Raw genomic sequence first — 24,655 nt, 5'->3', positions numbered from 1 at the left:
TCCCTGATGCTTACTCCGGCAGCCCCGCGAGATTGCGGCGATATCTGCTCTTCCTGCTATTTTTAAGAATGATTATCAATAAAGGAGCGGAGAAACAACATCCGGATATCAGCGAAAGGCCAGAACGAGGGCCGTAACGGTCAAAATCAGCGGAATGCTCCCCTGCTCATCAGAACGATGGCATTCCCGCATGCAGGTATGGAATATGCAAATGAGTATTATTAACCCCTGTTGCCCGGTTTTGATAGATATGGCAAGCCACGCGTAATGGCTGTCCCGATCCTGAAAACCGTTCGTCCGAGGCTGGTGCTCATGCACCGCTACAGCGGCCTGATTCTGTCCCTTGTCCTGTTCATCGCCGGTTTGACGGGTAGCATCTGCGCTTTTCAGGATGAAATCGACGCCGCTCTCAATCCGGATCTCTTTCAGGCCGCGCATCCCGATCATCTTCTTCCCCTCTCGGCCCTTCTTGCGCGTCTGAAGGAGCAGAGACCCTCCGAACCGATTGCCGTCCTGATGTACCGCCCCCAACCGGGACGATCCATCGAGGCTTTTTCCTCCAGTGACCCTTCCGACGAGGAAAGCCCTCTTCAGAACGAAATCTTTCTCGATCCCTCCAGCGGATTTATTCAGGGTCTTCGGCCAGCCGAAGGATGCTGTTTCAATCGCCGTGCCCTGATGCCCTTCCTGTATCGGGTTCATTATTCTCTTGATCTCGGAAAGACCGGTTCATGGATACTCGGACTTTCCGCGATCCTGTGGACAGTCGATTGCCTCGTCGGCCTGATCCTCACCTTTCCATTGCATCCTGCCGCATGGAAAAAGGATTTCTGGGAACGATGGGGGAAAGCCTGGACGATTGCGTTCGGGCGCTCATTCATCAGGCTCACATTCGATCTTCATCGGGCCATTTCGCTCTGGCTTTGGGTCATTCTGCTGGGGATAGCGATCAGCGGCGTGGCGCTCGCGCTTGGCGATGAGGTCTTCGAACCCGTCGTTAGGGCTGTCCTGCCAACAGATTCGTCCGAGCCACCAGAGCAGCCGCAGACACCGCTCCATGCAGTCATAATCGATGAGGCTGAAAGCATCGCCGCCGCTTTTGTGCAGTCGCAGGGAGTTCATGCGCGACCGGCCGCCGTGCTGCTGGCGCCGGATGGATCGACCGCGACGTTCTATCTTTTCAGTAACAGCGGTGCAGTGCCTACGGGACTGGGAAGCCCGCTGATCACGGTCGATATGAAGACAGGCCGTATCATCAGTGGAGAAATTCCCGGCAAGGGCGCTTTGGGAAATCTGGTTCTGCAGTTGCAGTTTCCCTGGCACAGTGGCGAGATTGCCGGACTCGCCGGTCGTATCGTCATTTGCATCTCCGGGCTTGCAGTCTGCGTGCTCACAGTGACCGGGGTGATGATCTGGTGGCGCAAGCGCCGCTTGCCTCCCGGACGGCAGAAGGGCCTGTAAATTATTTTCTGAAAACGTGCCCCGAAGTCTCTGACACGGGCGGGAACGTGGCTTATGGACATGAGCATCATCACAAGGGCAGGCTTGTTACGTCAGGCGACGGACTCTTGGGGTATCCCGATCAGTCACGGTTGCTCACTCCCTGAACAAGAGGTCAAAATTGCGTAATCTCGATTTCAGCTCGTGGCGCAGTCTTCTGATCACCATGCTCGGGCTGTCGCTGATCACCCTGACCGGCGTGGGCATCAGGCTGCTGATGATGGTGACCATCCAGCAGCGACGTGAACGGATGAATCGCCAGATCAACGAGCGGCTGCGCACTCTGATTGCAGCCTACCGGACTCTTGGCGGCTCTTTCACGGGCGATCTGGCTGTCGATCCGCGGCATCGTCGGGAACTCCGGGGGCAGCCAGAGGGCCTTCCTGCGGAAGACCTCCTCACCAACATGGATGTCGATATGCCGGCCGGGTCTGAACGGATGCGCCGTATCCGTGATGCGGTGGAAGCTGCCCTCTCGGATATCATTCTTCTTGGCACGGAGGAGCATGTCCGGCTGGCCGAACATGCGGCACAGGAGCTTGTGTCAGGACAACTCGTGCATACTCACGATCTGGTCGTCTCACTGCGCAATTTCATACGCAAGGCTCTGGATCTGGAGCCAATTCCCGAGGATGTTCTTATTCCGATGCAAGGGCCTGCGCGCGTGCAGGCTTCGGGTGGTCGTGGAAAAGAAGAGGGCAAAAAGGAAGGTCCGGAAAAAACAGGTGGCGGTGGGGGCGGCATGCAGGGCGGTGCGGATATGGGTATCGGTGGTGGAGCGGGCATGGACGACCACGACATGCCGCCTTCTTCCCGCAATTAACCCCGGAAGGAGCCCTGTGAGCCGGGCGCACTTCCGGAAATGATGTGCTTCGTCTCGGCTCAGGCTGCCGGGTTCCGTTCTCCAGCAGACCAGCCTGTTACTTCCCGGCTCTCACGCTCCGGAATAGACATAAGGCCCTCCTTTTTGAAGCGCTCTGCGCCAGGCCGCGCGTTCATGGATACGGTGCAGAAAGGCCGTTACATGCGGAAGATGCAACACGGTATCCGTTCTCGTGCCTGTGATTTCCAGCGGAAAACTCATCTGGATGTCCGCCGCGGTGAAGTCCGGTCCCGCGAACCATCCCGTTGCAGCGAGGGAATGTTCCCAGAACTCCCTGTGACGCTGAATTTCTGGATCCAGTAGCTTCTCCTGCACCCCTTTCGAGATGAGAGCTGCAAAAGGGCGAAGCAGGAAGGGGACACGTCGAGGCAGCATGCCGAAAATCAGCTTCATGACCAGCGGCGGCATGGCCGATCCTTCGGCATAATGCAGCCAGTAAATAAAGCTTCGATAGTCTGGAGTTCCTGCGAGAGGACGCAGACGTCCTTCTCCATAGTGATCGAGCAGATATTCGATGATGGCACCGCTTTCGGCGAGTGTGACACCTCCGTCCGTGAGGATGGGCGACTTGCCGAGCGGGTGGATCTTACGCAACTCCGGAGGGGCCAGCATGGTCTCCGGGTCACGTTTGTAAAACTTGATTTCGTAAGGCACGCCGAGTTCTTCAAGCAGCCAGAGTATCCGCTGCGAGCGTGAGTTTTCGAGATGGTGCACGACAATCATGAAAAGCAGTCCTTTCGCGTCGTCTGCATGGACGCGCTGGAGCATTGATTCTCATGAGAACGCAGTCAGGCCGGTTCTGTTCTGGAAAATATTTGTGACGGGTCGCGCGTCCGCACTGTTCCCGAGGAAAAAGAGGATCAGATACCTGCTCGCCTGGCATAAAAAAGCAGCCGTTCTGCCTGCCTCCCCCACTTCGCGAATAAATGCTATGTGCATCGGAAAGAAAACCAGAACCGACAGGATCCCCCCATGCGTCTGGACGACGAACGCGAGAGCAACAACATCGAGGATATCCGTGGGCAGAGCGGTGGCGGCGGTCGCATGCCGCTGCGCATCGGCGGGATCGGGGGCGTGATTCTGGTGCTTGGCGCGCTCTATTTCGGGGTTGATCCACAGGTCGTTCTGAACCTGCTGCAAGGTGGCGGAACGACGGACAGCGGCAGCAGTCAGACGGTGGCGCAGGCGCCCTCACCACAGGACGACGCGCAGAAGCAGTTCATTTCCCGCATTCTCGCCTCAACAGAGGACGTGTGGAGCAGTTATTTCCAGCAGATGGGCCGCACGTATCACGATCCGCATCTGGTGCTCTTCTCTGGCGGCGCAAATTCCGCCTGCGGTTATGCGCAGACCTCGGTTGGACCGTTTTATTGTCCGGCGGACCAGAAGGTTTATCTGGATCTCGGTTTTTTCAAGGAATTGCAGGATCGTCTCGGCGCGGGTGGCGATTTTGCTCGCGCCTACGTCGTGGCGCACGAAGTCGGACATCACGTCCAGAACGAACTTGGCATCATGCAGCAGGTGAATCGCGAGGGCGGGACCGGCCAGAGTGGCGCCAGCAGCCTGTCGGTCCGGGTGGAACTTCAGGCGGACTGTTTCGCAGGCGTGTGGGCGAAGCGTGCCAATGACGCGAAAAGCATCCTCCAGACCGGCGATGTCGAGCAGGGTTTGAACGCCGCCGCTGCCGTGGGCGACGACCGGCTGGAGAAACAGGCGCAGGGGTATGTGGTGCCGGACAGCTTCACGCATGGCACATCCGCACAGCGTGTCACATGGTTCCGGCGCGGTCTGACCTATGGGGATATCGGCCATTGCGACACGTTCAACGCGCCCACGCTCTGAGGCGAGTGTGTCTGACGCATGGTGGGGAGGCGTATTTCACACGCTGGCGCGGGGCATGCGCCAGCACGTCAATCCGCTCACAGTGTGTGTCGTGTGTGCTGAAAAGCAGTGCGAGCGGACCGTTATTCAGGCTGAAAGCAACTCATTGACGGGCGTGCCGTTATGGTCGAGTTCCGGGTAGTAACGATCCCGTAACCCGTTCCATTTCCCGGGATCGTGTCCCGACCAGAGAGGCAGGCCAGTGGAAGGGATGGTATCCTTGACGATGCCGTGAGGGCCGCTTTTTTTCTTACTCATCCCGTGGCGGCCTCAGCCGCTTTATAAGAATCCGTGCTCCGTCGTCAGGGGAGGGTGGACCATAAACCCGCTTCACATGAAGAGACGATATCATGTGCATGGGGCCTTCCGCAGCGTACGGATGCGTCTCCATGAAAGGGATTTTAATGGTCGTGTCCAGGACGCCGGGGCATCGATGGAGGCATGACTGATATGGCCGGTACCGCAACAGGTTTGGACGAAATCCGTGTTCTTCTCGTCGAGGACGACAGGGACATTGCCGTCGAGATCGTCGGAGAACTGGAAAGCCGCAACTTCGCGGTGACGCTTGCGGAAACAGGTGACACGGGACTGGAGCAGGCCTGTTCCGGCACCCATAATGTGATGGTTGTTGACCGCATGCTGCCGGGGATGGACGGTCTCTCGCTGATCGAAACCATGCGCGGGCAGGGTGTCCGTACGCCGGTTCTGGTTCTGTCGGCTCTCGGGGCGGTCGATGATCGGGTCAGTGGCCTGAAAGCAGGTGGCGACGATTATCTGACCAAGCCTTTCGCCATGGAGGAACTGGTTGCCCGCATCGAGGCGCTTCTGCGTCGTCCTGATGACAGTCGCCAGACTGTGTTGCGGGTTGGGCCGCTGAGCATGGATCTCATCGACCGTACCGTCATGCGTGGCGAGCGTGAGATCGAGCTGTTGCCGCGTGAGTTTCGTCTGCTGGAATATCTCATGCGCCGTCCGGGGCAGGTGCTCACCCGTGCGATGTTGCTTGAAGAGGTCTGGAACTATCGTTTCACGCCGCAGACAAATCTGGTCGATGTGCATATCGGCAAGTTGCGCCGCAAGGTCGATGTTGCCGGGGAAGCGGTGCTGATCCACAGTATCCGCGGAGCCGGATTCACGCTTCAGGCGCCAGAGTGAATCCGTCCTGATGCCGGTCAGCGATCGTTTTGCACTGTTCAGGACGGCCCGCTTCAAACTCGGTCTGGCGTTCGCGCTGGCGATGCTGGGGGCGATCGCGGTTCAGTTCTGTCTGATGTACAGCCAGATGACGACACTGGAGTTTCGGCGTTCCGGTCAGGTGCTGGACCGGGAGATGCAGCTTCTTCTGGCCATGTCGCCTGAGCATCTGGATTACGTCATCCGCGAGCGTTCGACCGATGATTTGCGACTGGTCGTGAATGAGGCAGGGATTTTTACCGCTTCGCACCAGCCCGTGACGGGAGAACTGCATGTCTGGCCGGAAGGGCTGGTTGCTGACGGGCAACTGCACAATGTCGTCATGGAGCCGGAAGAAGGGGCCCCTTACACTTTGCGGTTTCTTGCCGCCCGGATGCCTGACAGCCGCGTTCTCGTGCTTGGTCGGAGCCTGCATTTTCTGAACGAGCAGAAACTGATGCTCAGGCGCGCCTCGCTGACTACGCTCGTGCCGATCGTGCTCTTCGCCCTGTTCGCGGGGACGTGGCTCAGCCATCGCGCTCTTGCTCGTGTGAAGGACATGCACGAAGCCATAGACCGGATCATGCGGGGCGATATTCACGAGCGTCTGCCCACCGGGACGCAACAGGACGAATTGCAGCGTCTGGCCGCCAGCGTGAACCGGATGCTTGACCGGCTTGAGCAACTCATGCGCGACATGGGAAATGTCGGCAACGATATCGCGCACGATCTGCGTACGCCGCTCGCCCGTGTCAGGGCCGGACTGGAGCGCGCCGTGTCGGGACCGCAGGGCGCCTCGGCTGAAACACTTCAAATCGCCATCGGACGGGCACTCGACAATCTCGATCAGTGCTTTGCCATCATCACGGCGCTGTTGCGGCTGGCGGAGATCGACAACAGCAAGGGGCGGGATGCCTTCACGTCGATCGATCTTGCAGCCCTGACGCGCGACATCATCGATCTCTACGAACCGATTGCGGAAAGCGAAGGTGTGGAACTGCTCTTTCCGGAATCAGATGTGTCGGTGAACACACGCGGTGACCGTGACCTTCTGATCGAGATGCTGGCCAATCTTGTCGATAATGCGATCAAGTTTACGCCTGAAGGGGGGCGGGTTCGGGTCTCTGTCGGCGTGAGCGATGCCCACCCCTTCGTGGCGGTCATGGACACCGGCATCGGGATTCATCCGGATGAGCGCGACGCCGTTCTGACGCGGTTTTACCGGTCGGATAAAAGTCGGCACATTCGCGGCAGCGGTCTCGGTCTTAGTCTGGTAGCCTCAATTCTGCGTCTTCATAACGCTGAACTCAGGATTCTGGATGCTGATCCCGGCCATCCGGACCGGGGTGCCTGTTTTCTGGTGCTGTTTCCCGCGAACGAGATTGCAAAGCCTGCGGTGTAAGCGTCACGCTGCGGGGCTTCGTATTGCCATCCAGCTTTTATTGAGACCAAAAAAACGTTCCCCCAGGATGCGGGCATCCGGGAAGAGGGAGCGCATCTGATGGTGGCTCAGGCAATCAGCATCCTCGACATAGCCGAGAGCTTCTGCACGGGTCTTGGCGCGTGGATAATACCCACAGGCAAAGTTCATGACCAGTTGCATGCGTATTGCTTTGGGCAACCAGTGAAACCCGATACATTTTGAATGAAATTCGTAAGGAAACCAGAAATTCGGTGTCTGTACATAATAAACAGGCGCGAGTCTTCTGACTTCACGGGCCATGTCCTTCATGGCCTTCCATGAACCGACATGCTCAATCACGCTGTTCGAATGAACCAGATCGAAGCTGTTGTCGGCATAAGACGCCATGTTTGTGGCGTCTCCGACTGCAAATTGTATCCGGGGATCCGTGTTGGGATAAAAGTCCCGATTGACGATCGAGATGGAAACGGCTGACAGATTCTGGAATTCGGCGAAGTTGAGCCAGTAATCCGGTGTCCCGCCTAAATCGACGATTCTACAGAATCCCTTTCGTTCAATGATGTCGCGGATGAGGTTGAGTACGATCACGAAGCGTCTTTCACGAAAGACACTTTTGGGGACGGCGTTGTGCTTCATGATCAGGTTACTGCCGCCTCTCGCGATACAAGTGGCGATTATTATGATGTAAGAGCAAAAAAGTTCCTAATTATTTTTTTTGAATCAATGATATTAAATTTTGACAGGAATGTGATCGAGTTTGAGGGCGACAAGAATAACTTGTCCCTGCACCAGAATGAAATTGGGAATTATTGACAGCGGCAAATAATCAGGAACAATATAAATGTATATTGTTTTATTTTACTGCCATAAATATTCTGCCTGAGTACCGTGTTGGAATAACAGGCAGATTAACCCAAGTATTTATAAGCTAAGGGGTTTTGTATTTTATTTGGGGTGTTTAAGTGGTGCCCAAGACCGGGATCGAACCAGTGACACTGCGATTTTCAGTCGCATGCTCTACCAACTGAGCTACTTGGGCACCGGTCCAGCAGTCATTGCTGTCTGGTGTGGGGAGCATTTAACGCGGCTTGAAAAGAAGATCAAGCAGGGAGGTCATCTTCTTCCACAGAATTTTCTGTCGACTCGTCGGAAGGCTCGGAGGGAACCCGATAATCCTCGGAAAACCAGCGCCCCAGATCGATGCTGGCGCACCGCCGGGAGCAGAAGGGTCGGAAAGCCGTGACTGTCGGTTTTCCACAGATCGGGCAAGTGGGGACGTCAGCCACTGACAACGCTCCATGATAGCGAAGGAAGAGCCGGATTACTCCGCAGGCTCAGCGGATAGCCGCACCATACGCTCACATCTGCGACAGCAAGCGAATCCACCGAAAAAGCATCGACCAGCCCCGGCCCCACATCAAGCGCCGGGCGAACCGAAGGCTGCCCCGCACAGCAGGCCACAACGTCACGCAGGGCTGCCATGGCACGCCCATGCGGGCTCCCCATGATTTCGTGCAGTGGCGGACGTATCCGCGAGCGCACAATCTCCACCAGCCCAAGCTCAGTGATGCCGAGGCAGCGGGCTCTCAGCGGGTCAGCTTTCAGCGCCAGGTCCACGGACTCGCGTAACGCCTGCCTCTTGCGTGTGGAGAGCCCCGCCGGATCAATCAGGATGGCTCCTGACAGGTTTCGCAGACAGATCTGTCGCACGAGTGCGGGTAAGGCTGTACGGTTGAGAGCGAACTGGGTTGTCTGCTTCAGGCCCTGTGCCGAGGATGCGGCCGCCGTATCCATGTCGATGGCGACCAGCGCCGGGGTGGGGGTGATGGTCGCGGTCATTCCGCCGGGCAGCGCAATTTCCGGTGCTTGCAGCATATCGACCGCATCATGAATTTCATCGTCCCACGCGTTCGACACGAGACGAACCCGTTCACGCAGAGCGCTGGGGATGCGGGCCGTGAACGCGGGCGCATCGACCAGAATCTCTCCGTCCCATCGCTTCGCCATATCTTCAAGAGGAGAGGGGCCAGCAGTCAGGAGTCCTATATCGCCAGCGGGAGCCGGAATATCATGCTCCCGTTTCAGGCGCGGACCTTTGCCGCTCATACCGCAGCGGATCAGCCTGACCACCACAGCCTCACCTTCGTGAAGCGGCGGTTCATTTTCGCGCACTGGCAGAAAACCGGCCTCATTCAGACCGATATTGACGAAAGCGCCACCAAGAGCTGGGACCAGGGCCGTGACGCGCCCGACGGATACGTCGCCCAGATGATCGGAAAAACCCGGCGTCCAGATGCCGAAATCCAGCAACTCGCCCTGTTCGAAGATCGCAATCCGAGCCTCGCCGGGAGAGCAGGCGACCCGCAGCGTGCCTTTCACGGCAGCCACGGGCCTTTCTGGCCGCGCAGGAGTTGCGCCGTCTCGAAGAGGGGAAGGCCGATCACGGCGGAAGGACTGCCGGACACGAAGCGGATGCAGGACGCGGCCTGCCCCTGAAGCGCGTAGCCGCCAGCCTTGCCTTCCCAGTCGCCGCCGTCGAGCAGCCCCAGAATCTGTGCATCCGTCAGACGGGAGAAGGCGACGGCTGTCTCCACCACACGGAGTGCCGTGGTGCCAGCCGTCCAGACAGCGCTCGGCTGGATGACAACGGCGGTGATGACGGTGTGGCGTCGTCCGGAAAGCAGCCGGAGGCACGACTCGGCGGTCTTGCGGTCCTCGGCTTTCGGCAGGATGCGGCGTCCTAATGAAACGACCGTGTCGGCAGCGAGAATCAGTGCCGGTTCCTGCGTGCGTGCTGCCACGACGGCGGCCTTCTCCCGCGCCAGTCGTTCGGCATAAGGGCGCGGCAGTTCGCCCTTTGCAGGCGTTTCATCGATGTCTGGGGTCTCGATGCGATCCGGCTTCAGCCCGATCTGCTCCAGAAGAGCAAGCCGTCGGGGAGAAGCGGAAGCAAGGATCAGGCGAGGAGGCAGGATCCCGCTCTCCGGTCCGCTGTCCGGGCTGTCAGAAAGTCCCGGCACGCGGTCTTACTTGAAGCGGAAGGTGATGCGACCCTTGCTCAGGTCATACGGCGTCATCTCCACGCTCACACGGTCGCCAGCCAGCACGCGGATACGATTCTTGCGCATCTTTCCGCTCGTGTGGGCGAGGATCATGTGCTCGTTGTCGAGCTTGACGCGGAACATGGCGTTAGGCAGCAGCTCCGTAACAGTTCCGCTGAACTCGATCATGTCCTCTTTAGACATCGTGGCTTCCACTTATCATATGGTGTCGTCTTTCTTGTAATGAACCCGCAGGCCAAGGGCGGTCTTATGGCCGCGCCCATGCCTCCCGGTCAAGTTCTGGCTGAGTGTTGCTGTGTCAGGAATTGTTGAGGCGCGCCGAAATGCTGAGTGCGTGCGCTTCCAGACCTTCCGCGTTGGCCAGTGTAACCCCCGCAGGACCGATTTTTTCCAGAGCTTCCCGGTCAGCGGCGATGTAGGTCGTCCGCTTGAGAAAGTCATAGACCGACAGGCCGGAGGCGAACCGGGCCGTCCGCGATGTCGGCAGCACATGGTTCGGACCGCCGACATAATCGCCCACGGCTTCGGGGCAGAAACGGCCGAGAAAAGCCGCTCCGGCGTGCCTTACCTTCGCGAACACTGACCTGGGATCGTCCAGCATCAGTTCAAGATGCTCCGGTGCAATCCGGTCCACCAGCTTCGTGGCTTCCGTCCAGTCGGCGACGACGATGATCGCGCCGAAATCGCGCCAGCTCGCGGAGGCGATGGCTGAACGGGTCAGCGTCTTCAGTTCGGTGTCGATGGCGGATGCGACGGCATCCCCAAACGTACAATCGTCGGTGATGAGAATCGACTGTGCCAGCTCGTCATGCTCGGCCTGCGCCATCAGGTCGAGCGCCACCAGACGTGGATTGTTCCGGTTGTCCGCCACCACCACAACCTCGGAGGGCCCGGCGATGCTGTCGATGCCAACGCGCCCGAACACCTGTCGCTTGGCCTCCGCGACATAGGCGTTGCCGGGGCCGACGATGCGGTCCACCGCGCGGATGGTCGCTGTGCCGAAAGCCATCGCCCCGACAGCCTGCGCGCCACCGATACGGTAAATCTCGGTCACGCCCGCGCGTCTGGCCGCTGCCAGCACCAGTGGATTCAGTATGCCATCGGGCGTCGGCACGCACATGGCGAGACGTTCCACGCCCGCGACGCGGGCGGGAATGGCGTTCATCAGCACGGAGGAGGGGTAGGCTGCCTTGCCGCCCGGAACATACAGGCCCACCGCGTCGAGTGCGTTCCAGCGCTGGCCGAGCGTCACGCCGTCGGCGTCGGTGAACTCCATGTCCTTCGGCAACTGAGCGCGATGGAAGGCTTCTATGCGGGTCGCCGCGACGTCCAGCGCCGCCATCTGATCCTGTGGAACGCGGGCTGTCTCAGCTTCAATTTCGTCCGCCGTGATGGACATCCGCTCAGGCGTCAGGTCCAGACGATCGAATTTGGCGGTCAGTTCGCAGACGGCGGCATCGCCACGGGTGCGCACATCTTCAAGGATGGCGGCGACAGGCTTGTCCACCCGCCCGCTTTCCGTCTCACGGTCGGCAAGGAGGGCGACGAAACCGGGTTCAAAGTCGGCGGAGCGTGTGTCGAGGCGTTTCATGATGCTCTCTGTGTCTCAGCTCTTGTATCTGGGCTCTTGTCTCTGGCCGTGAATCAGGCAGCGGTGACGGCATCGCGGAAACGGGCGATAAGCCCGGCGATTTCCTGCGGGCGAGTCTTCAGCACGGTACGGTTCACTACAAGGCGACTCGTGATGTGGGCGATGGTTTCCACCTCGCGCAGCCCATTGGCGCGCAGCGTCGAACCGGTGTCCACCAGATCGACGATCACGCGTGACAGGCCGAGCATCGGGGCCAGTTCCATCGCGCCATGCAGATGCACGATGTCGGCATTGACGCCGCGTGCCGCGAAATGACGACGTGTGAGGGACGGATATTTCGTGGCGACGCGCACTTCCGAATAGCGCGTCCAGTCCTCGTCCGGGTCATCGGCAGCGGGGCTTGCGACGGAAACCCGGCAGCCGCCGATCCCGAGATCGAGTGGCGCGTAGAGTTCCGGATAGTCGAACTCCATCATCACGTCCGCGCCACAGATCCCCAGATGCGCGCCGCCCTGTGCTACGAAGGTTGCAACGTCGAAGGAGCGCACGCGCACAACATCCAGTTTCGGATCGTTGGTCGAGAATCGCAGGCGACGACTGCTCTCATCGAGACAGTCCGGCGAAGGGATGATCCCTGCCTTCTTCAGCAACGGTCCGGCGCTCTTGAGAATGCGGCCTTTGGGCAGGGCGAGCACCAGCATGTCATCCGGATGATGACCCGCATGCGTCGGCGCGCCAGTGGTGACAGGGGCGTTCGCAGGAAGATCCGTGGTCCGGTCGGCTTTCATCTGATACTCCGGGTCGTCCGGCGTAACGCCGGGCCAGGGCCGCGAAGGGCGGCCTTCAGGGGTGGTCGCTGCGGCATTTACCATAGAGTAGGGATGCCGCCAAAACCGGAACCCGAACGGGTGCGGAAGAGAGTCTTAACCGGTGCAGGTCAGGGTGCCGGTGTTGGCTGGAGTGGGCGTTGCGACGCGGATGATCGGGATGGTGCGCGGATGGCGCGGGTGAAATGCGTGATGATGCAGCGGGACGAAACGCTGCTGCTGGAGCCATGGCTGCGTCATTACGGCTATCTCTTCGGTTTCGAGAATCTTGTCGTGCTGGATAACGGCTCCATTGAACCGTCCGTGCTGGCAACGCTGGAGCAATATGAACAGGCTGGCGTCCGCATCTTTCGCGGGCTGGGCAGGCCGACCGACCTCGAACAGCGCCGGGCTTCGGACTTCGAAGCGAAAGGGGAATATGCCCGTCAGATCATCACCTTCTGGGATGCGACGAGCGATTACGACTTCGCCATTCCGGTCGATTGCGATGAATTTCTCGCTGTTTACACCGATAACGGCTTCAGTTGTTCCAGAGCCGATATTCATGCCGCTCTCAACGAACTGAGGGACGAGCAACGCCCCATGCAACTGCGTTTCAATCCGGGAAACGTGCCGGGTGTGCCGGGCTGCTTCATGCCGATGGATTTTCCCAAGCGGTTCGTCGCAAAGGGAACGGTGGGCGACGTGGACCTCGGTTATCACGCCATCACCTCACGCATGGCGGAGGGTGTGATCGAAACCCGGCTGGCCTATCTGCACATGCACCACAAACCTTTTCCAATGCTGCTCAAGCATGCGGAACGAAAGCTTGGCGACCGGGTGAACGTGGCCGACAGGGCGGCACTCCGGAATTACGACGGCCCCGGTCATCACCTCGTCGATTATTTTTTCATGACGGAAGCTGATTATCACGCCCGGTTCGCGGCGGATGGCGTGTATTTCCGTTTTCCCGGCGTTCTGAACCATTTCCGCGCTCTGGGCGTACGTAATAATTTTTTCGGCACGGAAACGGTGGCGCAGCCGGATGAGCCGCACGATCTGGTGGAACTGGTGCAGGTGAAGAATGGCCGCGTTGAACAGTCGCGACCGTTCGAGGCTGCGGCTTACCTTGCCCTTTATCCTGACGTCACGGCCTCAGGCATGAAGGCGTTCTATCATTACCTCGCCTTCGGCATGGGGGAGGGGCGCAGGCTGGATTAGGCCGTTGCCTGCTGGGTGAGTTCTTCTTCCCGCATCGCGAAAACAACGCGGGCATGATCCATCATGGCCAGAGCGACGGGATCGGATGGATCGTCCGCCAGCAGCGTGAAGGCATGATGGATGGTGTCCGCGAGCGCCTCGATCCAGTTCCGGTCATGCGTGACGGTTACTGTCTGATGTCGCAGGCCGCGCTCAAGAAAACCGTCCACTTCGGCGGCGGCGGCTCCGTGCAGAGGGAAAGGAATATCCAGTTCACGTCCGGCCCTGCCGATGACGGCGCGCCAGTCGTCAAGCAGTGCATCATAGCTGACAAAGGCGCGGGGGGCGTCGCGCGTGTCCTGCTCCGACTCAATATGGTTGCGGATGTAATAGAGTAGCCCCTGTTCGATCGTCGAACCGTCACGGGCGGCAAGCGAAGCCGCCACTTCGGCCGGTGCGCGGTCGATGAAGCAGTAGAGCGGCATGACATTGGCCGTCCGGAACACGGTCTCCCACAGCGGCAGCAGGCGACATATCCGGGGTTCCTTGAGAATACAGACGCCCTCAGCGTTCTGGTAATCATTGAGGAACATCACCGTCAGCTTCGTGGCGTAGTGCTCTGCGGCAGCGGACTGGAACCAGTCCTTCGGAAACACGCGCCAGTCCGACCATGAACTGCCGACCGAGGCGAGAATTTCGTCATGCAGGGCGGCAATGTCCTGCGGTTCGAAATATCCTTTCGGATTGGCCCAGTTCGCCAGCATGAGGTTCTGTGGTAATCCTGCGCCCAGCAGGGACAATGCCCCGCTCAGGGCAGACGTGCCGCTGCGTGCGCCGAGTACGACAATCACCTGCTTTCTGGGTGAGAATACCTGCATGGGGTGTCAGCCTTCTTTCCACGCGACAGATAACACTCTGGGAAAGGCGTGTTAATTGCTCACGTTGTTACTGTTTGTGAGCGTGTGGTGTCTTCGGAGTGCGACATTTTGACGGTAGGTCACAAAGGAGCAATGTGCGGGACATGACTGATTCACAATCTGGCGTGGCAAGCGCCGGAACCGGGCACGGAGAGATCGCCAGCGCACTGGCAGCCGTGCGTGAGCAGATCGCGCAGGCAGCCCGCGACGCAGGCAGAAAGCCGGAAACCGTCACGCTGGTGGCCGTCTCGAAATTCCACCCGCTCGAAGCGGTTGAGGCGGCGCTCGCGGCCGGGCAGCGCGTGTTCGGTGAGAACCGCGTGCAGGAAGCGATGTCCAAGTTTCCGCAACTCCGGGAGCGCTACCCCGATCTCAGGTTGCATCTCATCGGTGGTTTGCAGACCAACAAGGCGCGTGACGCCGTACGCATCGCGGACATGATCGAGAGCCTCGACCGTGCTCCCCTCTCGGATGCTTTGCTCAGGGCCGCGGATCAGGAAGGGCGGCTGCCCGATCTGCTGATCGAGGTGAACACGGGTGACGAGCCGCAGAAATTCGGTGTTCCCCGTGAGGAAGCCGATGCTTTCATCCGGGCAAGCGTCGCCCGCTTCGGGAGCAAGCTGAGGGGGCTGATGTGCATCCCGCCCGCTGGCGAGGACCCCTGTCCGCATTTCCGTTTCCTCACGGCTCTTGCTGACGAGCATGGTCTTTCCGTGCGATCAATGGGCATGTCGGCGGACTTCCCACAGGCCATTGCCGAGGGTGCAACGCTCGTACGTGTGGGGACAGCCATCTTCGGTCACCGTCCCGCAGGACTTGCGGGCACCTGATCCGAACCGGTAAGTCTCTGGCAGAATTTTCCGATGGCGCGGGCGGCTCATGGCGAGACCAAGGTGCCGCGCGAAGGAGTGTAACGCGAAGCATGACTGGAAATGAGACATCGTCGACCGATCACGGTGCGGCGTCTTCTCCCGATGCGCCCGGAGGCCCGCATGGTCCGGCGGCATCCAGGCAGTCCAAAATCACCGAATTCGGCGCGGACCAGCCACAGCATGAGGCGCCACCCGTCGGTTTCGCTGCTCTGCTGGGTGTGCTCGGTGTCGTTTATGGCGATATCGGAACGAGCCCGCTTTACGCTCTGCGCTCCACCATCGAAGTCGTCTCAGGTCACCATCCGATCCAGAACTCCGAGATCCTCGGGATCGAGAGCCTGATCTTCTGGACGCTGGTCATCGTCGTCACCGTCAAATACGTGCTGCTGGTCATGCGGGCCGACCATAATGGTGAGGGCGGTATTCTGGCGCTCACCTCCCTGGCCCAGCGTGTGACGACCGACACGCGGATGCGGATTATCATTGGTCTGGTCGGTATCGTCGGCGCCTGTCTGTTTTTTGGTGACGGCATCATCACGCCGGCCATCTCGGTTCTCTCCGCCATCGAAGGTGTGGAGGTCAGCCTCCCCGGCGCGCATGATTTCGTCATCCCGATGGCGATTGCCGTCATCATCGGGCTGTTCAGCGTGCAATGGCTCGGAACCGGCAAGGTGGGCGCGATCTTCGGGCCGGTCATGCTGCTCTGGTTCGGCTCGCTGGGCCTGATGGGATTTCTCGAGGTGATGCATCACCCCGGCGTCCTGCTGGCCATTTCACCGCTCTACGCGATCCTTTTCGTCTTTCATCATGGCACGGTGTCCTTCATGGCGCTGGGGTCGGTCGTGTTGTGCGTGACCGGTGCCGAGGCGCTTTACGCCGACATGGGCCATTTCGGGCGGCAGCCGATCCGCTATGCGTGGCTGTTCTTCGTGCTGCCGATGCTGGTGCTGAACTATTTCGGTCAGGGCGCGCTGGTGATGAGCGATCCGACCGCACTGGCCAATCCGTTCTTCATGCTCGCGCCGCAGGCGATGCAGGTTCCGCTGGTGATCCTCGCCACCTTCGCGACCGTCATCGCCAGTCAGGCCGGAATTTCCGGAGGCTTTCAGGTCTGTCGCCAGCTCATTCAGCTTGGCTACCTGCCGCGTATGCGGATCGTGCATACGAACGCTGAAGAAGAGGGGCAGATCTATCTCCCTGACTTCAACCGCTTCCTGATGGTCGGTGCGCTCTTGCTGGTGGTGGCGTTCCGCAGTTCAGACGCACTGGCCGCCGCTTACGGTATCGCGGTCACCGGCACATTCATCTGCACGACAGGCCTGTGCTTCATCGTTTTTCGCAAGCATTTTCACTGGTCGGCGCAGGCGGTCTACGCCACGTTCATTCCGCTCATGCTCATCGACGCGATATTTTTCTCGGCCAATGCCCTCAAGATCCCGGATGGTGGCTGGGTGCCGCTGATGCTCGGTTGCGTCCTCACGCTGATGATGACGACATGGAAGCGCGGTCGCAGTCTCATCATCGCCCGTCAGGGACAGGACAGCCTGCCGATGGGGTCCTTCATTGCCCGTCTGCCGCAGTCTCGCACCATCCGTGTGCCCGGCATGGCCGTCTTTCTGACCGCGACACCGGATTTCGTACCACCCTGCCTGCTGCACAACCTCAAGCACAACAAGGTGCTGCACGACCATGTTCTGTTCGTGACCATCCAGAATCTGGATCAGCCGGAGGCCGATCGCGGCCACCGTGTGCTGGTGGAAGAACTGGCGCACGACATCTATCGCGTGGTCCTGAGCTACGGCTTCATGGAAACGCCTAACATCCCGCGCGCACTGGAAGACCTGAAGGCGAACGGCGTCGATTTCGACCCGACGCAGGCATCCTTCTTCATCTCCCGGGAGCTGATTGCACGCTCTTCGGTGCCGAAGATGGCGCGCTGGCGCATGGCGCTCTTCATGTTCATGGCCCGCAATGCGACGCCTGCCACGGAATTCTTCCGCATCCCGATGGACCGCGTCGTAGAACTTGGCGTGAAGGTCGCCATCTGAGGAGCCGTGGATAAAACCCTTTCCTTCGCCGACCAGAAAGCCTCTCCGTCCTGCGGAGAGGCTTTGGCGCTTTATATCCACTGGCCGTTCTGTCTGGCGAAATGCCCGTACTGCGATTTCAACAGCCATGTGAGGGAACGGATTCCGTCCGAACGCTTCATTGCAGCGCTCCGGATGGAACTGGCGCACGAAGCGGTGCGTCTCGGGCGTCGGCGGCTGACCTCCATCTTTTTCGGGGGAGGCACACCATCCCTGATGCCGCCTGACGGCGTGGCGGCTCTGATCGCCGATGCCCGCGCTCTGTTCGAGGCCGCCCCCGATATCGAGATTACGCTGGAAGCCAACCCCACAAGCGTTGAGATCGGTCGGCTACGGGGTTTTCGCGAGGCGGGAGTGAACCGTGTCTCGCTGGGTGTGCAGTCACTGCGCGACGATGCGCTGGCCATGCTGGGGCGGGAGCATTCGTCCGGGCAGGCCATACACGCCCTCGAACTGGCGCGCGGCCTGTTTCCCCGTGTCACCTTCGATCTGATCTATGCGCGGCCGGGTCAGTCACGGGAAGAGTGGAAGGCGGAACTGGGTCAGGCGCTTGATCTCGTGGCGGACCACATCTCGCTCTATCAGCTGACCATCGAACAGGGGACGAAGTTCGAAGGGCTTTTCCGGCAGGGCAAACTGGTGTTGCCCGACGAGGATCTGTCGGCTGAACTGTATGCGGATACGGCGGACGTGGCCGCCCGTCACGGGCTGTCGGGGTACGAGGTCTCCAACTATGCCGTTCCGGGCGCGGAAAGCCGCCATAATCTCACTTACTGGCGTTACGGCGATTATCTCGGGATCGGTCCCGGTGCGCATGGCCGCCTGACGATCGACAGGCAGTTGCTGGCGACGCGCAGGCATCGCGCACCCGAAATCTGGGCTGAAAAGGTTGAGCGTAGCGGCTCAGGCGAAACCAGCGCGGAAGCGCTCAGCCTGCTGGACCGGTCCCGTGAAATGCTGCTGATGGGTCTTCGCCTGACGGAAGGTGTCGATGCCACGCTGTTTGAGCAAAGAACCGGCTGCCGCCTGATGGATGCGATTGATGCGGACACGCTGAGGCTCTGTCTTGAGGAAGGCTACCTTGAGCATCTTCCGCAGGGCGGTCTGAGGGCGACGGCTTCCGGGCGTCTGAGGCTGGAGGCGATCCTGCCGCGACTGGTCGTCTGAGGACCATGACGCGCAGTCATCATGTTTCTTGCCGTAATGAGGCTGAGACTCATCATGCTGACCACCCTCACTCAACCGGTATGAAGTGGGGCTGAATCGCCTTTTTGTTAGACAAAGACTACTGTCTGATGGGTTTGGGTAGCTGAAAATACCGGTCTGGGTGTTCCTGTTAGGGTAGACGGACAGGAGCCCATGCTCGAAAAGAAGAATCGTTTACCAAATTATGAACAAACGGACGCGGTAGCCTGTTCCCGGTGAGTGGTCCGCAAAGGAGCAGCGCCCTGTCGAGCATGGATATGCCTGAGAGCCCCGAAGAAAGACCGCTGCTGGTCGCAGGGGGGGAGGCTGAAAGCCTGTCCGCCGGTCTGGATGGAGCGCCGATGCCTGCCGTCAAGGTCAAGGTGGAAGCGTGGCTGGTGGAAGCCTCAGGACGGGAGAAATGGATCACCACGGATGATCCGGCCCGTTATGGCGGTCTGGGTTACAGCATCACGCCGCTCGTGCCGCAAAACGAGGTGCCGCGCGCGGTCTCTGCTGCCGTCACTCAGGTTCGCGAAGAGATGCTGGCGCGCCATGCCGCCGATCTGCGGCTTCTGGCGACAATCGTGAAGCGTCTCCGAACGGTCCTGTCTGAAGGCTATGAGTACGATGACAAAAAGATCCGAACGGATCTTGTTCAGTGGGGACTGATCGAACCGGCCAGCCCGGCCAGAGGGCAGATGATCGATACCCCGGAAGGCCGACGTCTGGCGAGTGTGCTTGAGCTGGAGTGGTTTCTCACAAAAATCAAATGGGCAACAAGCTGACGGAGCTTTCCCTTTAGAGGCTGTTTCAAAAGCTCTCGGCTGAGTGCGACTGTCCCTGAGGGTGGGCGCGACCGGCGTGGGTTTGTGAGCACTGAAGTGAAGCGGCTGTGCGGGCCGTAAGCATTGGAGCGCGGAAAGCGCCCGTCGGATTGCCAAAAGAGCGCTTTTGAAACAGCCCTTTATTCAGGGTGTGTCTGTCTCCATGTCTGGAGAGCCGCAAGCGCCTTCTCCACATGCTTGTCCGACTTGCGGTCCTCGTAACTCATGATGATCCGGTCGTCGGGAGTGATCACATAGGATATGCGCGCCGCGTATGTGGCGTCAGGCGTCCGTGCATCATACTGCGTGGCAACCGCGCCGTTCGTATCGGCCGCGACCGCGAAACGGCTCCTGCACTCGCTGGTCGAGAATTTCTTCAGGGTCGCAATCTTGTCCATTGAAACACCGATGACGGTCGCGCCGAGTGCATGAAACTGGTCCATGGCTTCGGCAAAATCATGCGCCTCGATCGTGCAGCCGGGCGTAAACGCCGCCGGATAGAAGTAAAGAACCACCGGTCCCTTTTTCAGGGCGTCCGTCAGTGAGAAGCTGAACGTGTTGCCGCCGAGGCTGGCCGGAAGAGTGAAAGAGGGAGCCTGACTGTGGACCGGCAGTGCCGCATGGGCCTGATCCGCCATGACTGTTCCCGTCAAAAGACCGATCGCCAGAAAGCGGAAGAATGTCATCTCGTAAGCGCCTCTCACGTGGCGGCAGGGAAGCTGCCACCGCTTGAGAAACAGGATGTCAGATGCCTTCCGGCGATACAACGACACAGTTGGAGACGCCGCCATCCAGTCTCTGGCATGCAGCGACCGCTTCGGAGCGGGAAAGCCCAGTCAGGCGGGCGCGATAAAGCTGGCCCCGCTGCACCCGCACGCTGGCAATCTGCGTTCGGGCTGTCGAAAGGTCGCTGCTGGCCCGTGACCGGGCGCGGCTCGTGGCCGCCTGCGCAAGAGACGGCGAGCTGAACGCACCGACCTGAATGCCCCAGTTACGTGTTCCCGCCATGGCCGCCGCAGAGGCCGAATTGTCCCGCGAATGCACGATGCTTCGTGAAGGGGTGGCGGCCGCAGCCTGAGATGTCAGCGAGAAACCGCTGTTCCGAACGCGTGACGGACGGGAAGGAATGGCGCTGTCGTTGATCACGACCGGTTGCGAAGGAGCCGCCGTGCTCACTGGGACCGCTTCTTCGGAGGCTGTCGAACCGGAGGTGTCGCCCTCCGATTTGAGGCGGGCTTCCCACACGGCATTGACCGACTGCGGCGATTCGGCGGAGTGGGAAACCGGAGCATACTGCCGTGTGTAAGCGGGCGCTACACTGACGGGCGTCGTGTCGTCTTCCGCTGTGCCGGGAGCTTCGGCCACTTCAACCGGTTGCGCTGTTGTGCCCGAGCCCTTCTGTGCCCAGGCATTGCGCACGTTCGTCGAGGTGCCTGACGGCATCGCCGCCGCCGCGTAGGCCGCGTTCTGGCCTGATGTATGGCTGGCTACGAGAAGATCGGCCTGAGAGCGGTTGTTCGGGTAGATACCCGCGATCTCGCGTCCAATGGCGGCAACATAGTTGCGTGTCTCGCGCGGCAGCGTGCGGCTACGCGAGATGAAATCCTCCAGACGACCCGGCCCCGCATTGTAGGCGGCAAGGAATCCCGGTGAGCCATAGATGTCGTACATCTGGCGAATATAGGCGGTGCCGGCGAGGACGTTGTCGTGCGGATCGTAAGGATCGCCACCGAGATTGTTCTGGTCTCGCATCGCGTCATAGGTCGGCGGCATGAGCTGCATCAGCCCCATCGCGCCGGGCGCGGACGTTACAAGATCGCCGTTATGATACAGCCTGCCGCCGGACTCACGCTGGATGACGCTGCGAATCCAGATTTCCGGCACATCGAATCGCTGCGAGGCTTCGGCAATGTAAGGCCCCCACGGATCATCGGACGATCCCGGCGGCGCATAATAGGATTTCGCATGGGCGCGATAGCGCGCCTCTTCCTGCGCGATGGGAATCTGCATGTCGGACTGCGGACCCTCTCCGGCACAGGCCGAGAGAAGCGCCAGCAAGCCAAGAATGGCGGGTAACCGCGCGGGACGGCTCGCCTGCCAGACTGTTTTCAGAGCCGTCGGGGAGGGAAAGGGCGGCCGGTGTTTCAGCGGGGAAGGCTCAGGCGCCTGGTGCATTGATGTATCCATCCCCGTCCGCAAGGCATGTCTCCCTGTTGTCCTCTTCATCCCGGAAGAGAGGAATATCCTCCAACGTCACAGGATGCACGCGATTTTCGGCGTTCTGGCGTCGTCGCATCACCAACTGACCCGCTGTGGCGCCAAATTGTGACGCCATCGTGGCGTTGATGGAGTCGTGGAAACATCGGGACGGCGGCATGCGGGAAGAGTTGCCGCTGGCAGGGAGGATGGGCTACCCGATCAGATCATGAACGCCACGACCGGCCATACCCTTCCAGTGTCACCCGTCAGCGGGGATCTCATCGTCGCATCGCCGCCGACGGATGGGGAGGGGAGTGTCGTCACTACAGGGACGGCGGATAAAAGAGACATCGGCTCCAACCTGCCGGAGCCTCCCCTCATGCCGCTGGTGCATCGCTCACGGATGCTACTGGCGCTGGATGACATCGCGGAAGGGCTCCGACTCTGGCGTCTCGCCCTGTCGCTGGGCTGGCTCGATATACGCCTCCAGTTCCGTGGTTCGCGGGTGGGGCCGCTATGGCTCACGCTTGGAACGGCGGTGATGATCGGCTCGATGGGCATGATCTACAGTAGGCTCTTCCACATCGTCCTGAAAGATTACCTGCCGTATCTGTCGATCTCGATGATCCTCTGGCAGATCGGCATCGCCGGTGTCACGCAGGATGCCTGCAACTGCTTCATCAGCGCGGCAAGTTCCATCCGCGCCACACGCCTGCCGTTTTCCGTGCAGGCACTGCGTGTGCTGGTGCGGAACTGCGTCGTATTCGGCTACAATATCGTCGTGCCCATCGGCGTGTATGCGATCTTCGGCCTCCTGCCGGGGCCTGTCGCGCTGCTGGCACTGCCGGGGCTGGCGGTCTGGGCGCTGAACGCCTTCGCATTCTGTCTCCTGCTGGGCTCCGTGGCCGCGCGGTTCCGCGATATTCCGCCCATCGTCGCCAGCATCGTGCAGGTCGCGTTCTACATCACGCCGATCATCTGGAGCGGAAAGCAGCTTGGCGCAAAAGGATGGTGGCTGATTTTCAATCCATTCTATTCCCTGCTTGAGATTGTGCGGCAGCCGCTGACCGGAGAGATGCCGTCCCTGCCTGTCTGGTGCACGGCAATCGGGCTGAGTGTCCTGCTCTGGTTCTCCAGCCTGCTCGTCTTCTCGCGCTCGCGGGCTCAGCTCGCCTTCTGGATCTGACCGCGTGACCAGTGCTTCTTCCGTTCCGATGCGGCCTTCCTCCGCTGTATCTAGCGCCGAACCGGCTTTCATCCGGCTGAACCATCTCACGCTCAGCTTTCCGATCTTTCACGGAGGCGCGCGCTCCCTCAAGAAAAGCCTGTTCGGCAAGGTCAAACGACCTCTTGCGACCCGGAAAGCCGGTCTTACCGGCGGTGACGTGCGAATGAGCGAGGACACGCCCGGTGTGGTCGAGGTGAGGGCGCTCCACGATGTCTCGCTGACCATCCGGGCTGGCGAACGGGTCGGGCTGGTCGGTCACAACGGCGCGGGCAAGTCCACGCTGCTCCGGGTGCTGGGCGGTATCTATCTCGCGAAACCGGGAATGGTGATGGTGCGGGGATCGGTCGAGACGCTGATCGACACCAATTCGGGGATGAATCCCGCTCTTACCGGGCGCGAGAACATCTATCTTCAGGCCCAGCACAAGGCGCTGCGGTCAGCGCAACTGAAGGCGCTGGAGCACGACGTGGAGACGTTCGCCGAACTGGGCGACTTCATGGACCTGCCCGTGAAGCTTTATTCGTCCGGCATGGCCATCCGTCTGGGCTTCGGTCTCGCGACGGCCATCGCGCCGCAGATCCTGCTGATGGATGAATGGTTCATGGCCGGTGACGCGCGGTTTCAGGACAAGGCGCTGACCCGGCTTGCCGGCGTGGTGAACGGCGCGGATATTCTTGTCATAACATCGCACTCGCTCTCGATCCTCGAAGAATGGTGCACCCGGATCATCTGGCTTGAGGCGGGGAGCGTGCGGATGGATGGTCCCACGCAGGATGTGCTCAAGGCTTATTCCGAAACGATGAACACCCATGTCTGACCAGAACCTTCCTGTCAGGGTTGTCGCCCTTTACCGCTTTACGCCTTTCGAGGATTGCGAGGCGATCCGTATGCCACTGGCGAAGCTGTGCTGCTCGCTTGGCGTGCGGGGCATCCTTCTGATGGCTGGAGAAGGGATCAACGGCACCATCGCAGGCAGCGATGAGGCCATCGGCAAGGTGCTGGATCATATTCGCGCTTTGCCGGGATGCGCCGGGATCGAGGTGAAGGAGTCTCGTGCGACGGAACTGCCTTTCATGCGGATGAAGGTGCGCGTGAAAAAAGAGATCGTCACCATGGGCGTGCCGGGGGTCGATCCTCTCGCCATTGTCGGCTCTTATGTCGAGGCCGCCGATTGGAATGCCCTGATCGCTGATCCGGACACGATCGTCATCGACACACGCAATGATTATGAAGTCGCGGTCGGGACGTTCCGCGGTGCCCTCGACCCTGAGATTGCGACGTTTCGCGAGTTTCCGGACTGGTTTCGCGCCAAGCGTGACGAACTGGTCGTGCAGGGCCGCAGTCCGAAAGTGGCGATGTTCTGCACCGGCGGAATACGCTGCGAAAAATCCACCGCCTTCGCAAAAGCCGAAGGCGTGGAAGAAGTCTATCATCTCAAGGGTGGTATTCTGAAATACCTTGAGACGATCCCCGAAAGTGAGAGCCTGTGGGACGGTGAGTGCTTTGTCTTCGACCAGCGCGTCACCGTGAAGCACGGTCTGGAACAGGGCCGGTACGGTGTCTGCCATGCCTGTCGTCGCCCGGTCAGCGAGAACGACAAAGCCTCCCCTCTCTACGAGGAAGGTGTGAGTTGTCCGGCCTGTCATGATGAACGGACGGAAGAGCAGCGTCGCCGTTATGCAGACCGCGAACGGCAGACCCAACTGGCTGCGGAACGGGGGATGCGGCATCTGGGGCCGGAGGAGTAAGTTCTCTCGCCCAGTATCAGGGGTCTCGTGAAACGAGGCTGATGTGCATTCATGGTATGCCGATTGCACTGAC

Annotated in this window: 25 protein-coding genes and 1 tRNA gene; 13 read left to right on the top strand and 13 right to left on the bottom strand. The window is 60.1% G+C overall.

Features of this window, described 5'->3' with window-relative positions:
* Positions 1-267: 267 nt before the first annotated feature.
* Complete coding sequence (locus GOB81_RS01550) at positions 268-1,461, top strand: PepSY-associated TM helix domain-containing protein (RefSeq protein WP_173568600.1); 1,194 nt, start codon at positions 268-270, stop codon at positions 1,459-1,461.
* A gap of 160 nt (positions 1,462-1,621) precedes the next feature.
* Positions 1,622-2,323 (top strand): hypothetical protein, encoded by a 702-nt coding sequence (locus tag GOB81_RS01545; RefSeq protein ID WP_173568599.1) that lies wholly within the window; start codon positions 1,622-1,624, stop codon positions 2,321-2,323.
* 111 nt (positions 2,324-2,434) lie between these two features.
* Here the strand turns inward: GOB81_RS01545 and GOB81_RS01540 are convergent, their stop codons facing one another.
* Complete coding sequence (locus GOB81_RS01540) at positions 2,435-3,106, bottom strand: glutathione S-transferase family protein (protein ID WP_173568719.1); 672 nt, start codon at positions 3,104-3,106, stop codon at positions 2,435-2,437.
* A 249-nt stretch (positions 3,107-3,355) separates the two neighbouring features.
* Between GOB81_RS01540 and ypfJ the strand changes: the two genes are divergently transcribed.
* Positions 3,356-4,225 (top strand): KPN_02809 family neutral zinc metallopeptidase, encoded by an 870-nt coding sequence (gene ypfJ / locus GOB81_RS01535; RefSeq protein WP_173568598.1) that lies wholly within the window; start codon positions 3,356-3,358, stop codon positions 4,223-4,225.
* Positions 4,226-4,351: 126 nt separating this feature from the next.
* On the opposite strand, the gene GOB81_RS01530 is transcribed toward ypfJ, so the two are convergent.
* Positions 4,352-4,522, bottom strand: coding sequence for a DUF488 family protein (locus GOB81_RS01530; protein WP_173568597.1), 171 nt, complete (start codon positions 4,520-4,522; stop codon positions 4,352-4,354).
* A 183-nt stretch (positions 4,523-4,705) separates the two neighbouring features.
* On the opposite strand from GOB81_RS01530, the gene GOB81_RS01525 reads away from it, so the two are divergent.
* The gene (locus GOB81_RS01525) at positions 4,706-5,419 is read left to right on the top strand and encodes a response regulator transcription factor (protein WP_173568596.1); all 714 of its coding nucleotides are present in this window, start codon (positions 4,706-4,708) and stop codon (positions 5,417-5,419) included.
* Positions 5,420-5,429: 10 nt separating this feature from the next.
* On the top strand, positions 5,430-6,839 hold the full coding sequence (locus tag GOB81_RS01520) for a sensor histidine kinase (RefSeq protein ID WP_173568595.1): 1,410 nt from the start codon (positions 5,430-5,432) through the stop codon (positions 6,837-6,839).
* A gap of 3 nt (positions 6,840-6,842) precedes the next feature.
* Here GOB81_RS01520 and GOB81_RS01515 read toward each other — a convergent pair whose 3' ends face one another.
* From GOB81_RS01515 to hisG, 8 genes are all read right to left on the bottom strand, one after another.
* Complete coding sequence (locus GOB81_RS01515; protein ID WP_173568594.1) at positions 6,843-7,496, bottom strand: class I SAM-dependent methyltransferase; 654 nt, start codon at positions 7,494-7,496, stop codon at positions 6,843-6,845.
* 327 nt (positions 7,497-7,823) lie between these two features.
* Positions 7,824-7,899, bottom strand: a tRNA-Phe gene (locus GOB81_RS01510).
* A gap of 61 nt (positions 7,900-7,960) precedes the next feature.
* Positions 7,961-8,146 carry a DNA gyrase inhibitor YacG gene (locus tag GOB81_RS01505; RefSeq protein WP_173568593.1) on the bottom strand — a complete coding sequence of 62 codons (186 nt, stop codon included), beginning with the start codon at positions 8,144-8,146 and terminating at the stop codon, positions 7,961-7,963.
* Positions 8,139-9,248 (bottom strand): ribonuclease E/G, encoded by a 1,110-nt coding sequence (locus GOB81_RS01500; RefSeq protein WP_173568592.1) that lies wholly within the window; start codon positions 9,246-9,248, stop codon positions 8,139-8,141. Before GOB81_RS01500 ends, GOB81_RS01505 begins: the two co-directional genes overlap by 8 nt.
* Positions 9,236-9,880 carry a Maf family protein gene (locus GOB81_RS01495; protein ID WP_338421285.1) on the bottom strand — a complete coding sequence of 215 codons (645 nt, stop codon included), beginning with the start codon at positions 9,878-9,880 and terminating at the stop codon, positions 9,236-9,238. The genes GOB81_RS01500 and GOB81_RS01495 overlap by 13 nt, the downstream gene beginning before the upstream one ends.
* A gap of 6 nt (positions 9,881-9,886) precedes the next feature.
* Positions 9,887-10,105 (bottom strand): translation initiation factor IF-1, encoded by a 219-nt coding sequence (infA, locus tag GOB81_RS01490; protein ID WP_010667149.1) that lies wholly within the window; start codon positions 10,103-10,105, stop codon positions 9,887-9,889.
* Between the two features lie 115 nt (positions 10,106-10,220).
* Positions 10,221-11,513 (bottom strand): histidinol dehydrogenase, encoded by a 1,293-nt coding sequence (gene hisD, locus GOB81_RS01485; protein WP_173568591.1) that lies wholly within the window; start codon positions 11,511-11,513, stop codon positions 10,221-10,223.
* A 53-nt stretch (positions 11,514-11,566) separates the two neighbouring features.
* Positions 11,567-12,301, bottom strand: coding sequence for an ATP phosphoribosyltransferase (gene hisG, locus GOB81_RS01480; RefSeq protein ID WP_173568717.1), 735 nt, complete (start codon positions 12,299-12,301; stop codon positions 11,567-11,569).
* A 120-nt stretch (positions 12,302-12,421) separates the two neighbouring features.
* Between hisG and GOB81_RS01475 the strand changes: the two genes are divergently transcribed.
* A complete protein-coding gene (locus tag GOB81_RS01475) occupies positions 12,422-13,540 on the top strand; it encodes a glycosyltransferase family 2 protein (protein WP_338421284.1) in 1,119 nt (372 codons plus the stop codon).
* Here GOB81_RS01475 and GOB81_RS01470 read toward each other — a convergent pair.
* Positions 13,537-14,397: a sulfotransferase family protein gene (locus GOB81_RS01470; RefSeq protein ID WP_173568590.1), complete on the bottom strand. Its 861-nt coding sequence runs from the start codon at positions 14,395-14,397 to the stop codon at positions 13,537-13,539. The two genes, GOB81_RS01475 and GOB81_RS01470, sit on opposite strands and share 4 nt — an antisense overlap.
* Before the next feature lie 143 nt (positions 14,398-14,540).
* On the opposite strand from GOB81_RS01470, the gene GOB81_RS01465 reads away from it, so the two are divergent.
* From GOB81_RS01465 to GOB81_RS01450, 4 genes are all read left to right on the top strand, one after another.
* Positions 14,541-15,266, top strand: coding sequence for a YggS family pyridoxal phosphate-dependent enzyme (locus GOB81_RS01465; RefSeq protein ID WP_173568589.1), 726 nt, complete (start codon positions 14,541-14,543; stop codon positions 15,264-15,266).
* A gap of 92 nt (positions 15,267-15,358) precedes the next feature.
* Complete coding sequence (locus tag GOB81_RS01460) at positions 15,359-17,356, top strand: potassium transporter Kup (protein ID WP_173568588.1); 1,998 nt, start codon at positions 15,359-15,361, stop codon at positions 17,354-17,356.
* A 6-nt stretch (positions 17,357-17,362) separates the two neighbouring features.
* A complete protein-coding gene (gene hemW, locus GOB81_RS01455; RefSeq protein WP_173568587.1) occupies positions 17,363-18,562 on the top strand; it encodes a radical SAM family heme chaperone HemW in 1,200 nt (399 codons plus the stop codon).
* Between the two features lie 296 nt (positions 18,563-18,858).
* The gene (locus tag GOB81_RS01450) at positions 18,859-19,368 is read left to right on the top strand and encodes a hypothetical protein (protein ID WP_173568586.1); all 510 of its coding nucleotides are present in this window, start codon (positions 18,859-18,861) and stop codon (positions 19,366-19,368) included.
* A gap of 179 nt (positions 19,369-19,547) precedes the next feature.
* Here GOB81_RS01450 and GOB81_RS01445 read toward each other — a convergent pair whose 3' ends face one another.
* Together GOB81_RS01445 and GOB81_RS01440 are read right to left on the bottom strand one after the other, a co-directional pair.
* Positions 19,548-20,093 (bottom strand): peroxiredoxin, encoded by a 546-nt coding sequence (locus GOB81_RS01445; RefSeq protein ID WP_173568585.1) that lies wholly within the window; start codon positions 20,091-20,093, stop codon positions 19,548-19,550.
* Positions 20,094-20,151: 58 nt separating this feature from the next.
* On the bottom strand, positions 20,152-21,582 hold the full coding sequence (locus GOB81_RS01440) for a transglycosylase SLT domain-containing protein (protein ID WP_173568584.1): 1,431 nt from the start codon (positions 21,580-21,582) through the stop codon (positions 20,152-20,154).
* 178 nt (positions 21,583-21,760) lie between these two features.
* Between GOB81_RS01440 and GOB81_RS01435 the strand changes: the two genes are divergently transcribed.
* Genes GOB81_RS01435 through trhO form a run of 3 tightly spaced genes read left to right on the top strand, consistent with a single transcriptional unit; the run spans position 21,761 to position 24,582 of the window.
* Entirely contained in the window at positions 21,761-22,792 is a 1,032-nt protein-coding gene (locus GOB81_RS01435) for an ABC transporter permease (protein ID WP_338421283.1), read from the top strand.
* A 28-nt stretch (positions 22,793-22,820) separates the two neighbouring features.
* Complete coding sequence (locus GOB81_RS01430) at positions 22,821-23,651, top strand: ABC transporter ATP-binding protein (protein WP_173568714.1); 831 nt, start codon at positions 22,821-22,823, stop codon at positions 23,649-23,651.
* Positions 23,644-24,582, top strand: a complete 939-nt coding sequence (trhO, locus tag GOB81_RS01425) for an oxygen-dependent tRNA uridine(34) hydroxylase TrhO (protein WP_173568583.1) — start codon at positions 23,644-23,646, stop codon at positions 24,580-24,582. The genes GOB81_RS01430 and trhO overlap by 8 nt, the downstream gene beginning before the upstream one ends.
* Positions 24,583-24,655: the final 73 nt, after the last annotated feature.

It is taken from the genome of Acetobacter conturbans (genome assembly GCF_011516755.1).
In the GTDB taxonomy this organism is placed as follows: domain Bacteria; phylum Pseudomonadota; class Alphaproteobacteria; order Acetobacterales; family Acetobacteraceae; genus Acetobacter; species Acetobacter conturbans.
Note: the sequence above shows the minus strand (reverse complement) of the source record. Positions and strands in the feature narration are given on the sequence as shown.